The organism is Thermus amyloliquefaciens (assembly GCF_000744885.1).
Lineage (GTDB): Bacteria > Deinococcota > Deinococci > Deinococcales > Thermaceae > Thermus > Thermus amyloliquefaciens.
Window position 1 is genome coordinate 885,653 of record NZ_JQMV01000003.1, and the last position, 11,999, is coordinate 897,651.

The 11,999-nt window shown below is 65.1% G+C and carries 15 protein-coding genes, 3 tRNA genes and 2 pseudogenes; 11 read left to right on the forward strand and 9 right to left on the reverse strand.

The genetic code is table 11. From position 1 onward, the window contains the following. Positions 1-7 precede the first annotated feature (7 nt). From BS74_RS04905 to BS74_RS04920, 4 genes and pseudogenes are all read right to left on the reverse strand, one after another. Positions 8-1,230 (reverse strand): annotated as a pseudogene (locus BS74_RS04905) (vWA domain-containing protein). Beyond that, positions 1,211-1,381: a nucleotidyltransferase substrate binding protein gene (locus BS74_RS04910; protein ID WP_245606076.1), complete on the reverse strand. Its 171-nt coding sequence runs from the start codon at positions 1,379-1,381 to the stop codon at positions 1,211-1,213. Before BS74_RS04910 ends, BS74_RS04905 begins: the two are co-directional and overlap by 20 nt. Further along, on the reverse strand, positions 1,366-1,668 hold the full coding sequence (locus BS74_RS04915; RefSeq protein ID WP_038056592.1) for a nucleotidyltransferase family protein: 303 nt from the start codon (positions 1,666-1,668) through the stop codon (positions 1,366-1,368). The genes BS74_RS04910 and BS74_RS04915 overlap by 16 nt, the downstream gene beginning before the upstream one ends. Beyond that, complete coding sequence (locus tag BS74_RS04920; protein ID WP_038056594.1) at positions 1,658-3,052, reverse strand: sigma 54-interacting transcriptional regulator; 1,395 nt, start codon at positions 3,050-3,052, stop codon at positions 1,658-1,660. Before BS74_RS04920 ends, BS74_RS04915 begins: the two co-directional genes overlap by 11 nt. 149 nt (positions 3,053-3,201) lie before the next feature. Here BS74_RS04920 and BS74_RS11875 point away from each other — a divergent pair, with 149 nt between their 5' ends. The 5 genes from BS74_RS11875 (at position 3,202) to BS74_RS04940 (ending at position 7,276) form a co-directional block, all read left to right on the forward strand. Beyond that, on the forward strand, positions 3,202-3,348 hold the full coding sequence (locus BS74_RS11875; RefSeq protein ID WP_185747695.1) for a hypothetical protein: 147 nt from the start codon (positions 3,202-3,204) through the stop codon (positions 3,346-3,348). Positions 3,349-3,397: 49 nt separating this feature from the next. After that, complete coding sequence (gene hslV, locus BS74_RS04925; RefSeq protein ID WP_038056597.1) at positions 3,398-3,940, forward strand: ATP-dependent protease subunit HslV; 543 nt, start codon at positions 3,398-3,400, stop codon at positions 3,938-3,940. Then, positions 3,937-5,187, forward strand: a complete 1,251-nt coding sequence (gene hslU / locus BS74_RS04930; protein WP_038056601.1) for an ATP-dependent protease ATPase subunit HslU — start codon at positions 3,937-3,939, stop codon at positions 5,185-5,187. Before hslV ends, hslU begins: the two co-directional genes overlap by 4 nt. 8 nt (positions 5,188-5,195) lie before the next feature. Beyond that, positions 5,196-6,263: a tetratricopeptide repeat protein gene (locus BS74_RS04935; RefSeq protein WP_038056603.1), complete on the forward strand. Its 1,068-nt coding sequence runs from the start codon at positions 5,196-5,198 to the stop codon at positions 6,261-6,263. A gap of 275 nt (positions 6,264-6,538) precedes the next feature. Further along, positions 6,539-7,276, forward strand: a complete 738-nt coding sequence (locus BS74_RS04940; protein ID WP_038056605.1) for a formate dehydrogenase accessory sulfurtransferase FdhD — start codon at positions 6,539-6,541, stop codon at positions 7,274-7,276. Here BS74_RS04940 and tatA read toward each other — a convergent pair. After that, entirely contained in the window at positions 7,266-7,430 is a 165-nt protein-coding gene (gene tatA, locus BS74_RS04945; RefSeq protein ID WP_038056607.1) for a twin-arginine translocase TatA/TatE family subunit, read from the reverse strand. The two genes, BS74_RS04940 and tatA, sit on opposite strands and share 11 nt — an antisense overlap. A 71-nt stretch (positions 7,431-7,501) precedes the next feature. Here tatA and BS74_RS04950 point away from each other — a divergent pair. The 5 genes from BS74_RS04950 to BS74_RS04970 all read left to right on the forward strand — a co-directional run bounded on the left by BS74_RS04950 (position 7,502) and on the right by BS74_RS04970 (position 8,630). Beyond that, positions 7,502-7,578, forward strand: a tRNA-Pro gene (locus tag BS74_RS04950). Between the two features lies 1 nt (position 7,579). After that, positions 7,580-7,655, forward strand: a tRNA-Gly gene (locus BS74_RS04955). A gap of 36 nt (positions 7,656-7,691) precedes the next feature. Continuing rightward, a tRNA-Arg gene (locus tag BS74_RS04960) sits at positions 7,692-7,767 on the forward strand. A gap of 174 nt (positions 7,768-7,941) precedes the next feature. Continuing rightward, on the forward strand, positions 7,942-8,148 hold the full coding sequence (locus tag BS74_RS04965; protein WP_245606077.1) for a hypothetical protein: 207 nt from the start codon (positions 7,942-7,944) through the stop codon (positions 8,146-8,148). After that, positions 8,124-8,630, forward strand: a complete 507-nt coding sequence (locus BS74_RS04970; RefSeq protein WP_038058859.1) for an IS630 family transposase — start codon at positions 8,124-8,126, stop codon at positions 8,628-8,630. The genes BS74_RS04965 and BS74_RS04970 overlap by 25 nt, the downstream gene beginning before the upstream one ends. Before the next feature lie 226 nt (positions 8,631-8,856). Here BS74_RS04970 and BS74_RS11880 read toward each other — a convergent pair whose 3' ends face one another. From BS74_RS11880 to BS74_RS04985, 4 genes are all read right to left on the reverse strand, one after another. Further along, positions 8,857-9,252 carry a hypothetical protein gene (locus BS74_RS11880; protein ID WP_185747696.1) on the reverse strand — a complete coding sequence of 132 codons (396 nt, stop codon included), beginning with the start codon at positions 9,250-9,252 and terminating at the stop codon, positions 8,857-8,859. Beyond that, positions 9,218-9,520 (reverse strand): hypothetical protein, encoded by a 303-nt coding sequence (locus BS74_RS04975; RefSeq protein ID WP_185747697.1) that lies wholly within the window; start codon positions 9,518-9,520, stop codon positions 9,218-9,220. Before BS74_RS04975 ends, BS74_RS11880 begins: the two co-directional genes overlap by 35 nt. A gap of 68 nt (positions 9,521-9,588) precedes the next feature. Beyond that, positions 9,589-10,434: a transposase gene (locus BS74_RS04980; protein WP_038056611.1), complete on the reverse strand. Its 846-nt coding sequence runs from the start codon at positions 10,432-10,434 to the stop codon at positions 9,589-9,591. A gap of 35 nt (positions 10,435-10,469) precedes the next feature. Beyond that, positions 10,470-10,940, reverse strand: coding sequence for a hypothetical protein (locus BS74_RS04985; protein ID WP_185747698.1), 471 nt, complete (start codon positions 10,938-10,940; stop codon positions 10,470-10,472). Between the two features lie 143 nt (positions 10,941-11,083). Between BS74_RS04985 and BS74_RS13195 the strand changes: the two are divergent. After that, positions 11,084-11,915 (forward strand): annotated as a pseudogene (locus tag BS74_RS13195) (transposase). The last annotated feature ends 84 nt before the right edge of the window (positions 11,916-11,999 follow it).

The window sequence follows — 11,999 nt, forward strand, 5'->3', positions numbered from 1 at the left end:
TTTCCCTTTAGCCCCTCCGGACCTTCTTGTTGAGGAAGTCCAAGAGGAGGTACCGGCCGATGTTGCCGGGGTGGGTGAGGTAGGCCTTGCCCCGGGTGATCTGGGAAAGTTTCTTGACGAAGGCCAAAAGTTCCGGCTCCCGGGCCAGCATGAAGGTGTGGATGGGGATCCCTTCCTTACGGGCCAGGGTGGCCTCCTTGAGGGTTTCCGCCAGGATCAGGGGGTCCAGGCCCCAGGCGTTCTTGTAGATCTCCCCGCTGGGAAGGGTGAGGGCCGAGGGCTTGCCGTCGGTGATGAGGATGATCTGCCGCATCTCCCCGCCCATCTTCCTGAGGAGGGTCCTGGCCAGTTCCAAGCCCGCCTTGGTGTTGGTGTGGTAGGGGCCCACCTGGGCCAGGGGAAGCCTGGCCAGGGGGATCTCCTCGGCGGTGTCGTGGAAGAGGACGAAGCGCACCCGGTCCCCGGGGTACTGGGTGCGGATGAGGTGGGCCAGGGCCAGGGCCACCCGCTTGGCCGGGGTGAAGCGGTCCTCCCCGTAGAGGATCATGGAGTGGGAGCAGTCCAGGAGGACCACGGTGCTCATGCTGGCGGTGTACTCGGAGAGGTCGATGACCAGGTCCTCGGGGCTTAGGTTCTCCAGGCCCTTGGGCAAAGCCCGTTTGAGGGTCTCGGGGGCGTTGAGCTCCAGGGGGTCGCCCCACTTCCAGACCTTGGTCTCCCCGGTCTTCTCCACCCCGGGGGCGTGGTGGGGGTGGGGTGGAGGCCAGGGGCGTTGCGGCCCAGGGCCCCAAGAAGCTCCCTGAGGCTCTTCAGGCCCAAAAAGTCCGAGGCCTTTTCCGTGAGCTCGAAGCGGGCTTCGCCCGCCTCGCCCCTGTATCCCCCTTGGGGGGCGTTTGTGGGGTCCTCCCCGGGCAGGCGCAGGTAGCCCGCCTCCTGGAGCCTTTGCAGCATCCGCTGAAGGGCCTGGTGGAGGCGGGTTTCCTCCTTGCGCTCGGCGAAGCGGGCTTCCCGCATCCACTCCTCGGGCACCAGCTCGTTCTTGAGCAGGGCTTGTAGCAGGGCGTCGTAGAGGTCTTCCAGGGTGGGGGTGCGGTTCGGGTCCGGATCGTAGCGCTGGAAGGGGTCGGAAAACCCCGAGTCCAGAAGGAAATCCTCCAGGAGGGAGAGGATTTCCTCAGGGGAAAGGTTTTCCGGGCTCCCCTGGTAGCGGCTATAGCGGATGGCCTTCATCTGACATCCTCCCGAGAACCTTGCCCATGAGCTGGGCGTAGCCGCCAAGCCGGGCGAAGATGGCCTGGGCCAGGGCTTCGTTGTAGGTGTGCACCGTGAGGTTGCGGTCGTCGGCCATGGTTAGGGCCAGGCGTTCTAGAACTCGGCCCATACGATTCCCTCCCGTAGAACCCTTTCCCGGAAGGCAGGGTCGGCTTCCCCCAGGTCCACCAGATCCACCCGGCTGAGCACGGGCGCCTCCTCCAGGGCTTCCCTGAGGAGGGGAAGGAGCTCCCTTAGGGGTGCAGGGCCCAGGAGGGCCAGGTCCAGATCCGAGCCCCGACCGGCTTCTCCCCGGGCATGGGAGCCGTAGAGGATGAGCTTGACCCCTTTGCCCTGGAGGTGGGGCGCTAGGGCCGTGAGCACCGCCTCCCTGTCCCGTTCCAGGCTAGTTGCCATAGCTCCGGGTCCTTTCCGCTGCCTGGTAGCTCATCTCCCCCCGGGCCAGCTTCCGCCGCCCCACCAGCCCCTCCAAGATGAACTCCCCCGCCGAAAGGAGCACCTCGGGTTCCTGGCTGGGGGCCAGGCTCCGGGCCGCCTCCAGGAGGCCCGGCACCGCCTCCATGGCCTTCAGAGCCTCCTCCACGCTTCCCTCGGGCAAGGTGAGGAGGTTCCCTTCCTCAAAATGGCCCACAATGGGGTCGGTCCTAAGGCGGTAGCGGGGAAGGACCAGGCCAAAGGCCCGTTGCACCAGGTCCCGGGCCACCCTTTCTGCCCCCTGGAGCTCCCCTTCGTATTCCAGCTCCAGCTTCCCCGTGATGGCGGGGAGGCCTTCGTAGAGGTCCAAAGGCCGGGCCACGGGCTTCGTCCCTTGCAGGAGGGCTCTCCTTTCGGCACTGGCCGCCACCACCTCCAGGAGGCTGATGGCCAGGCGCTGGGAGACCCCGGCGGTCTGGTCCACCCGCCGGTCCTCCCGGGCGGCGAAGGCCACGGCTTCCACGGAAAGGCGGATCCACTCGGGGAGCACCACCTCCTCGGGCACGAAGGCCTCTTGGGCGCTGATCCTGAGGCCCTCCTCGAGGGTCCTGGGGTAATGGGTGCGGATCTCGCTCCCGATCCGGTCCTTTAGGGGCGTGACGATGCGGCCCCGGGCGGTGTAGTCCTGGGGGTTGGCGGTGAAGACCAGCCAGACGTCCAGGGGCAGGCGAAGGGGGTAGCCCCGGATCTGCACGTCCCCCTCCTCCAGGATGTTGAAGAGGGCCACCTGCACCTTGGGGGCCAGGTCCGCCAGCTCGTTCACGGCAAAGATGCCCCGGTTGGCCCGGGGAAGGAGGCCGAAATGGATGCTCTCCAGGTCCGCCATCCCCGTGCCCTTGCGGGCGGCCTTGATGGGGTCCATGTCCCCTAGGAGGTCGGCCACGGTGGTGTCGGGGGTGGCCAGCTTCTCCACGTACCGCTCCTCCCGGCTCACCCAGACGATGGGGGCGTCGTCCCCGGCTTCCTCCAGAAGCCGCTTGCCCTCCGGGGAGATGGGCTTGAGGGGGTTGTCCCTAAGCTCGGTGGCCAGGGCGGGGATCTCCTCGTCCAGGAGGTTCACCAAGCTCCGCAGGATGCGGCTTTTGGCCTGCCCGCGGGTGCCCAGGAGGATGAAGTTTTGCTTGGCCAGGATGGCCTGGACCAGGGCGGGGATGACGGTGTCCTCGTAGCCGTGGATGCCGGGGAAGAGCTTTTCGCCCTTGCGGAGCTTTTCCTTGAGGTTTCCCCGGGCCTCGTCCTTGACGGTGCGCTTGAGCTTTGCCAAGGGATAGACGTTGCGGAGTTCGCCTAGGGTTTTGGCCTTCACCCCTTCAGTTTAGGGCCAAGGAGGGGAAGGGGTTTGTGGCGGAGGGCGGCAAGGGGTTACCATGGGGGCGTGAACCGGGCGAGGGACTGGGAGGCGGAAGAGGCGGTGCGGCTGGCGGAAAGGGTGCTGGGCTTTGTGGAGGATTCCTTATGACTCGGATTTTTTCCTTTGACCCCCACGTGCGCCGCGCGGAGGTGGAGCGGGCGGGGGCTTTTTTGGGAAAACGGCCCGAGGTTTTGGCGGTGGTGCTCTTCGGCTCTCTGGCCTGGGCCCGGTTGAGAAGCTTGGCTTCTTAGTCATCCCCCCCTAACGGCTTTCTCATGGCCACGCGGTAAGGTGCCCCTTGTGGAGATCCACGGCACCACCATTCTGGCCGTGCGCAAGGACGGGGTTACCGCCTTGGCCGGGGATGGCCAGGTCACCTTCGGCCAGACCGTGCTCAAGCGAGGGGCGGTGAAGGTAAGGCGCCTCGAGGTGGGGGAAGGCATTCTGGTGGGCTTCGCCGGGGGGGTGGCCGATGCCTTAAGCCTCTTGGAGCGCTTTGAGGAAAAGCTCAAGGAGGCCAGGGGCAACCTCCTAAAGGGCGCGGTGGAGACCGCTAAGCTTTGGCGCACCGACCGGGTGCTCCGCCACCTCCAGGCCATGATCATCGCCGCCGACCGGGAGGCCATGGTGCTGCTATCCGGAAGCGGGGAGGTGATCACCCCTGAGGAACCCCTTTTGGCGGTGGGGTCTGGGGGTCCCTATGCCCTGGCTGCCGCCAAGGCCCTTTACCGCCACTCCGGGCTTTCCGCCCGGGAGATCGCGGAGGAGGCCTTGCGGATCGCCGCCGAGGTGGACCTCTACACCTCTGGCCAGGTCACGGTGTTAACCTTGGGGGAAGCATGAACCTCACGCCCGCGGAGATCGTTCGGGAACTTTCCAAGCACATCGTGGGGCAGGAGGCGGCCAAGCGGGCGGTGGCCGTGGCCTTGAGGAACCGGTACCGCCGGAAGAAGCTTCTCCCTGAGGTGGCCCGGGAGGTGACCCCCAAGAACATCCTCATGATCGGGCCCACGGGGGTGGGCAAGACGGAGATCGCCCGGCGCCTGGCCCGTTTGGCGGGGGCCCCTTTTGTAAAGGTGGAGGCCACCAAGTTCACCGAGGTGGGCTATGTGGGGCGGGATGTGGACGCCATCGTACGGGACCTGGCGGAGGCCAGCTACCAGTTGGTGCTGGAGGAGATGAAGAAGAAGGTGGAGGAAAAGGCCCTGGCCCTGGCGGAGGAGGAGCTTGCCACCCTCCTTCGCGCCTCGGTGGCCGAGGTGCGCTCGGGCCGGCTGGACAGCCTCTCCGTGGAGGTGCAGGTGGAGGAGGAGATGGGCCTGCCCTTCATGGGCGTTTTGGGGGCCGAGGGCTTTGGCGGCATGGGGGAGATGCTCAAAGGCCTTCTCCCCAAGCGCCCCGTGCGCAAGCGCATGACGGTGAAGGAGGCCCGGGAGGTCCTCAAGAACCAGCACGCCGAGCGCCTCATCGACAAGGAGGAGCTGAAGGAGGAGGCCCGGAGGAGGGCGCAGGAGGACGGCATCGTGTTCATCGACGAGATCGACAAGGTGGCCCGCCGGGAGGGCACCGTGGGGCCCGACGTCTCCGGGGAGGGCGTGCAGCGGGACCTCCTGCCCATCGTGGAGGGTACGGTGGTCTCCACCCGCATCGGGCCGGTGTCCACGGAGCACGTGCTTTTCATCGCCGCCGGGGCTTTTCACGTGGCGAAGCCCTCGGATCTGATCCCCGAGCTTCAGGGCCGCTTCCCCATCCGGGTGGAGCTTTCCCCCTTGGGCCCCGAGGAGTTCTACCGCATCCTGAAGGAGCCGGAAAACTCCCTGATCCGCCAGTACACGGAGCTTTTGAGGGCAGACGGCACGGAACTCGTCTTCCATGACGATGCCCTAAGGGCCATGGCCGAGGCGGCCTACCGGGCCAACCAGGAGCTGGAGGACATCGGGGCCAGGAGGCTGGCCACGGTTTTGGAGCGGGTGCTGGAGGAGGTGAGCTTCCAAACGGACCTGGGCCGGGTGGAGATCACCCGGGCCTACGTGGAGCAGCGGCTTGAGGTGGTGTTCGCCTCACCTGACCTTACGCGGTTTGTGCTTTAGGAGGGAAGATGCGCTGGTTCCTTTTGGCCTTTAGCTTGCTGGCTGTATCCGGTTTGGCCCAGACCCCGCCGCCCCCGGCCAACCAGGTGGAGAAGCAGGATACCTTCCGGCTCGGGGTGCAGCTTTACGCCCTGGGTCGGTACGAGGCGGCCTTGGAGCTCTTTGAGCGCGCCCTACGGGAACGGCCCCAGGACCCGGATGTCCTTTACTGGCTGGCCCGGGCCCAGCTCAAGGTGGGGCTCCTCAACCCCGCCTTGGAGAACGCCAAGGGGCTGGTGGCCCGGAACCCCCGGTACATCGGGGGGTACATGGTCCTTTCCGAGGCCTACGTGGCCCTCTACAGGGCCGCGGAGGACCGGGATAAGGGGAAGGCCTACCTGGAGCAGGCCCTTACCGTGTTGCGGGATGCCGAACGGGTAAACCCCCGTTACCCTCCCCTTTACGCCCAAAGGGGCTTGGTCTACGCCCTCCTGGGCCAGGCGGACAGGGCAGAGGAGGCTTTCAAGAAGGCCCTCAGCTTGCAGGATACGGCGGAGGTGAGGGCGGCCTTGGCCGAGCTCTACCTGGCGGCGGGCCGCTTGGACGAGGCTCTGGAGCAGTACGCCAAAGCCCTCCAGCTTTCGCCCCAGGATGGGCAGCTAAGGGTCCGCTACGCCTCGGCCCTCCTGTTGAAGGGACGGGCGGAGGAGGCGGCCAGGGTTTTGGAGGAGGGCCACCGCCTCAAGCCCTTGGACGCCGAGGGTTGGTACACCCTGGGCCAGGCCTATTTCCTCCTGGGCCGCCACAAGGAGGCGGGTGTGGCCCTGGAGAACGCGGTGGCCCTGGCCCCCTTGCGCTTCCCCGTGGCCTACTACTACCTGGGCCAGGTGTACCTGGCCCTGGGGGATGCCCAGCGGGCGAAAAGCCGCCTCACGGTGGCGGTCCGCCTCGAGCCCAAGCGGGCCGAGTACCGCTACCAGCTCTGCTTGGCCAACGAGAAGCTGGGGGACAAGGAGGGGGCCCGTTACCAGTGCCAGGAGGCCTTGAAGCTAAAGCCTGGCTACAAGGAGGCGGAGGAGGTGCTTAGACGGCTTTAGCGGGCTCTGGCCAAACGGGATAGACCAAGGGCATCCCCATGGGGATGCCCTTGATTTACCCCTGGACGGGCCGGGGGCGCTGGGGGTTTGGCCGCGTTTCGCAGGGCCACTTCCTGGCGATGGCGCGGGTAGGCCCTTGCCCCCGGGCGGGGGTATTGGGCTGGCGGTTTTGGCGGCTCGGGGGCTTGGGCATCCTCCCCCCTTAGGGTTTCAGGCCGGATGGGATCCTATACTGAGGGCCAAGGGGACCGGGTACGCCATGGCGGAGGAAGAGGATGTGGAGGTTTGAGGGGGGGCGCTTTCTGGAGGCGGAGTTTCCGCTTCCCGAAGAGGAGCGCCTGCTCCTGGTGGTGAACGGAAAGCCCTGGGCTACCCTCAGCTACACGCCGGGGGACGAGGCCCATCTGGCCCTGGGGCACCTTTTTCTGAGCGGGGTGGTGCAAAGCCTCGAGGGGGTGCGCTTTTGGGTGGGGGATGGCGTGGTGGCCGTGGACCTTCCCCACGAGCCGGAGCGGGGCCTAGGGGTGCGGGATAGCGGCTGCGCCGCGGGGTTTCGCTACGGGGAGCCCCGCCTTGCCCCGGTGCCCCGGGTGAGCCTGGAACCCGAGCTCCCCCAGCGCCTCCTGGCCGAACTCCGGGCGAATGCTTCCCGCTACGCCCGGACTCGAGGCATCCACGGGGCCGCCCTCTTTGACCTTTCGGGGCAGCTTCTTTACCTCAACGAGGACATCGGCCGCCACAACGCCGTGGACCGCCTCGCAGGCTACATGCTTCTGCGGGGGATAAGCCCCCCGGTCCTGGTGGCTTCCACTGGCCGGGTGAGCCAGGAGATGGCGGCCAAGGCCATCGGCATGGGCGCCGTGCTCCTGGCCAGCCGCACGGGAGCCACCGCCCCGGCCGTGGCCCTGGCCCGGGCCTACGGCCTTGCCCTGGCCACCTACGTGCGCCCCACGGGCTACCGCCTCTACGCCCCCGGGGGGATGCCCGTGGCCGAGGGAATCCTCAGGCCTTAGGCTCTTCCTTCGTTTCCTCGCCCTCCTGTAAACCCTTTTTGAACTCCCTGGCCGACTGCCCGATCCCCCGGGCGAGCTCAGGAAGCTTCTTGGCGCCGAAGAGGAGGAGGATGACGAGAAGGATGAGGAGGATTTCCACCGGACCTAAGCGCATGGGGCTATTGTAGCACGCCTTGACCCTCCTGGGGTCTGGTGTTATCGTGGCCTTTGGGTGGCCTTTGGCCCCGGGGCGTAGCGCAGGCCGGTAGCGCACCTGCTTTGGGAGCAGGGGGTCGCCCGTTCAAATCGGGCCGCCCCGACCATGCGGGAGTAGCTCAGTTGGTAGAGCATCGGCCTTCCAAGCCGAGGGTCGCGGGTTCGAGTCCCGTCTCCCGCTCCAACCGGCCGGGGTGAAAACCGCCCCGGCCTTTCTCGTGGGCCCGTAGCTCAGTGGACAGAGCAGCCGCCTTCTAAGCGGTAGGTCGGGGGTTCGAATCCCTCCGGGCCCGCCAAGTCCAAGACGCAAAGCTTCACCCCCCGGTAGTGTGGCCGGGGGGTGCCTCATACGGTTTACCTACGGTTTATCGCGGGGGTTTATCCCTCCAAGACACGCTTATGGCCAGGACCAGGAAAAGCCTTGGCGCCCTAATAGAACTCCCCATGACCTCATCCGGCAGAATGTGCTTATGCAACTGGCTAAGCACCAACGCCGCCCCAGGCTGGAACTCAAGAACCCTCCCCACCCCGACAACCTCCACGCCCTCTATCGGGAGACAGAAGACCCAGTGGAACGGGCCCACTGGCACGCCCTGTGGCCTTTGGACCCTATCCCCCAGGTGGCCAAGATCCTGGGTTACTCCGATGGGCCTTGGACGAGCATCGCTTGGGCCTGAAGCCCCTCCGCCGTCGCCTGTGGGCCCTGCGGGGGAAGACCCCTCTGGTCTGGGAGAGGCCGCGCTATCGGTGGCTTTACGTCTACACCTTCGTGCGGCCCAACACGGGGGAGAACGAGCACTGGCTGTTGCCCTCCGTGGACACGGTGTCCTTTGAGGCGGTTTTGAGGGCCTTTGCCCGGGGCCGAGGGGCTGGGAAGGGCAAGGTGGTCTTGGTGGTTCTGGACCGGGCGGGGTGGCATACTTCCCCGAAGCTGCGGGTACCTGAGGGGGTGGGGTTGGTGTTCTTGCCGCCCTATTCCCCGGAGCTGCAGCCGGTGGAGCGGGTGTGGAGCTTGGTGGATGCGGGGGTGGCCAATGGGCAGGTGGAGACGGAGGAGGAGCTTTGGGAGCGGGTGGAGGCGCGGTGTGCGTACCTCCGGACCCAGCATGCCCTCATCCGGAGCTACACCCTCTTCCACTGGTGGCCTGGGGGGAGCTGAGGGAGGGGTGTAAATTTCTTATCAAGGCGGCTCACCGGACCCACACGTACCCGTCCTCCCGGAAGGCGGCGGCCACGGCGGCGAGCGTCTCGGGTCGGGCCGCCTCGCCCATCCTGCCCAGGGTTTCGGCGGCCCAGGCCCGGGCGGAGGGGGCCTCGCAGGCCTTCCGGAGTCCGGGCCAGTCCTTCCTCCTGCGAGGGATGCATTGGCAACACGGCCGCCGGTCTCATCGCAAAATCTTCTCCACCAACGCGTCTATTTCCGCCAGCTCCTCTTTCAACAAATCCCGCGCCATACGGCGTAATCGGCCGATGCTGGCGACGGTGCCTGCGCCGCCGCCGGCAAGCCATGCCTTTACCTTTTCGCTGCATCGCTTGCCCAGTTGCGCGAGCCGTCGGTGTGTCGGATCGGCGGCGTCGAATTGGGGAATAGGGAGCTCGAGAGGTTTTTTGTGAATGTCGCGCGGCCCCCAAGAGCCGCGACTTTGCATCGGCTTGAGCATCCTGTCGACCGTCGGCGCGTTGAGTATAGACGCAAGAAACGACGCCTCGTCGTAGCTGCTTAGTTCACAGTAATAAACCTTGGTATCAGTAATAAACCTTGGTATCCGCAATAAATCCACGCACCCGGATACTCTGATCCCCAACTTTAAACTCGATGGGCTCCGGTTCCACGACGGCCGCAGTCAAAAATGTCCCAGAACCGTTGTAGAGCACCCGGTAATTCGCTTGAGGATTCTGCTCAGTCAGGTCCTTTCTGTAATCAAGCCGCTCAAGCGCCGTCATCCTTGCCGCCTTCGCGCCTCGCCGCTTCGTCCACTCCCCCTGCACCTTGGCCAGCCACTCGGCCAGATGCACATAGCCTCTGCGACGTGCTTCCTCCTCGTTCATCAGCCTATAGCGGTTTCCCGCTGGCTCAATCGGCAGGACGACCAGGCGGTATTCCTTCGTTTGCTACTTCAAAGCTCCACCCCTGCCATCTTCAGGAGAACCCGACTCCGGATGAGGTTGTGGGCTAAGAGGACGAGGTTCACCCTCGCCACCAGCCCCCAGTAGGAACGAGCCTCAACCCGCCCAAGCCCCAGGGAACGCACCATCACACTGAAACGCGTCTCGATCCAGTTTCTCACCCTCCCCATCCACTCCCGCCATCCCGTCTCCACCACCTGTCTCCCCCGCAGGCGATAAGGTGGGGTGAGAACGCCCTCCACCCAGCGAAAGCCTCGGTCCCCCAGAACGTGCTCCAGCCCCTCCAGAAGCCCCCTGGCCCAGGTTTCCCGGGCATTCCCGGGCAACAGGGCCCAGCGGTGAAACAGCCCCCGGTCGTTGATGACCCCCACCAGGGCGTAGCCCGCAAAGCCTCCCAGGGGCCCCACGCCAATCCCCGATCCGGGCAGGGCATAGCCCCGGATGCGGTGGCCGTGGGCCATGGGGAGGGGCTTCAGGTCTACCACGTGCAGGAGGCTGGGCCCCTGAGCCAGGCGGAGGGCCAGGTGGGCCAGGAGGGGCTGGGCGTTTTGCAAGACGCGGAGGAAGCGGGAGAGGTGGGGTAGGGAGGGGAAGTAGGGGCGGAGGAGGGATTGGGAGAGGAGGTAGCCTTTGCTGAGGTCCAGGCCCAAGAAGGTCAGGGAGAGGGCGATGGCCAGGAGTTCGGGGAGGGTGGCCTTTTGGTGCTTTTGGGGTTTTGGCAAGCGCATTCCTTGGGCTTGGAGGGCTTTGAGCTGGTCATCGACCCAGACGTAGGTAGCCACCAGGAGGGTTTCTGCGTCAATATGGTAAAGGGGATGCTCGCGATCGAGTCGCATGGCATCCCCCTTTTTTCATGTCCTGGGGGTGCAGGTCAAGTAGCAAACGAAGGGATGTCCTGACTCTTGTCCAACGCTTGAAAGGAGATGAGAGGGGTGGTGAGGGATCCATCCAGGAAGACAACCTCATGTGGTGCTTGCGAGGCCAGTTTCAGTTCCATGCCGATCATCAGGGCACGCAGGATCGTGCCGGTTTCGGCCTCATGAGCTTCTGTTTCAACCCAAACGAGGTGATGAGGTTCCAGCCAATAGCGTGTTTCGGAGGGAGGCATTAGGCCTTCCACCGCGACGGCCGCCGCGGCGACCAGGTCGTTGGCCGACAATCGCTCCACAGCATAGGGGCCATCTGCACCGCAAGTCGTCGGGATGGGCATATATGGAAGCTCAGCATCCCGGCGAAGCAAACCCTTATGCTCCGGGATTTCTCGCCATTCTTGGCGACGAGCGCTTATTTGCTCAAAGTTGTTGAGCAATTCCTGGCCCAGATCCCCGGTGCGTTGGCGCACCTCGTTTACTAATGCGGCTGGGAGCTCACCAAAGGGACGCTCTGTAGGTTCCATCATAGGTAGCTCTGGTAGCTCTATTCTAACCCAAGTTGCCACCTATCCCTTGCCAGGGACTCTGGAACTCGGAAAAAATAGTGGCCGCCATGCTGCAGCAAGCTATAGCGGCCTTCTGCATTATAGACGATGCCCTCAAGGCCATGGGACACAAGGATGACCCTCAGACCAAGGTACCCACCAGCGCCATTTTGACCCTGGCTGTTCTGGCCGCCTTGGGGCTCGGCGGCAAGCACAACCAAGCCCTGGCCTTGGCTAAGGAACTCCACCTCTTCAGCCACATCCCCTCCCCCAGCCGCTTCCACCGGCGCCTCCATCGGGCAAAGGTCTACCTCCTCCCCCTCCTCCACCTCCTGTCCCAGGTTTGGCAGAGGCTCCATACCGCCCAAAGCTATGCTCTGGACACCTTCCCCATCCCCGTCTGCGAGAACATCCGAGCCCCAAGGTCCCGCCTGGCCCCGGCAAGGGTCTACCGGGGCTACATCCCCAGCAAGCGGGTCTTCTTCACACGGCTACAAGCTTCACCTCTTGGTGGACGATGGACGGTTCATTTGCGAAGCGAACCTCACCCCAGGGAGCTTCCACGACCTCACCTCCCTCCTGCTGTTGCCCTTGGACATCCCTGAGGGCAAGGAGGTGTGCATGGACCGGGGGTACGAGAGCGCCCTTTACGAGGACCTCTTGCGGGAGGCCCAGGGTCTGGTGCCCATGCCCATCCGCAAGGTTCGGAGCAAGCGGTATGTGCCTCACCTGCAGTACCTGGCCATCCTGGGTAGGAGGGTGGTGGAGACGGTGGGGAGCATGCTCCATCAGCTTTTCCCACGGCGTATCCATGCGGTGACCGCGGAGGGGTTCGTCCTCAAGGTCTTCACCTTCATCCTGGCCCACAACCTGCGGCTCATCGCCAACAAAATCGCTTAGGTGGCAACTTGGGTTAAAGAAACCATTTTTGCCAGGCGGAGACTTTCCTGAGGACTGGGGGCCTGGCTTCATGTCCCATCCTTG

What these genes read in the sequence shown, in the direction of transcription:
- BS74_RS04910 (WP_245606076.1), bottom strand. Translation starts at nt 1,381, where the DNA reads ATGGGCCGAGTTCTAGAACGCCTGGCCCTAACCATGGCCGACGACCGC.
- BS74_RS04915 (WP_038056592.1), bottom strand. Translation starts at nt 1,668, where the DNA reads ATGGCAACTAGCCTGGAACGGGACAGGGAGGCGGTGCTCACGGCCCTA.
- BS74_RS11875 (WP_185747695.1), top strand. Translation starts at nt 3,202, where the DNA reads ATGACTCGGATTTTTTCCTTTGACCCCCACGTGCGCCGCGCGGAGGTG.
- hslU (WP_038056601.1), top strand. Translation starts at nt 3,937, where the DNA reads ATGAACCTCACGCCCGCGGAGATCGTTCGGGAACTTTCCAAGCACATC.
- BS74_RS04935 (WP_038056603.1), top strand. Translation starts at nt 5,196, where the DNA reads ATGCGCTGGTTCCTTTTGGCCTTTAGCTTGCTGGCTGTATCCGGTTTG.
- BS74_RS04940 (WP_038056605.1), top strand. Translation starts at nt 6,539, where the DNA reads ATGTGGAGGTTTGAGGGGGGGCGCTTTCTGGAGGCGGAGTTTCCGCTT.
- tatA (WP_038056607.1), bottom strand. Translation starts at nt 7,430, where the DNA reads ATGCGCTTAGGTCCGGTGGAAATCCTCCTCATCCTTCTCGTCATCCTC.
- BS74_RS04965 (WP_245606077.1), top strand. Translation starts at nt 7,942, where the DNA reads ATGCAACTGGCTAAGCACCAACGCCGCCCCAGGCTGGAACTCAAGAAC.
- BS74_RS04975 (WP_185747697.1), bottom strand. Translation starts at nt 9,520, where the DNA reads ATGAACGAGGAGGAAGCACGTCGCAGAGGCTATGTGCATCTGGCCGAG.
- BS74_RS04980 (WP_038056611.1), bottom strand. Translation starts at nt 10,434, where the DNA reads ATGCGACTCGATCGCGAGCATCCCCTTTACCATATTGACGCAGAAACC.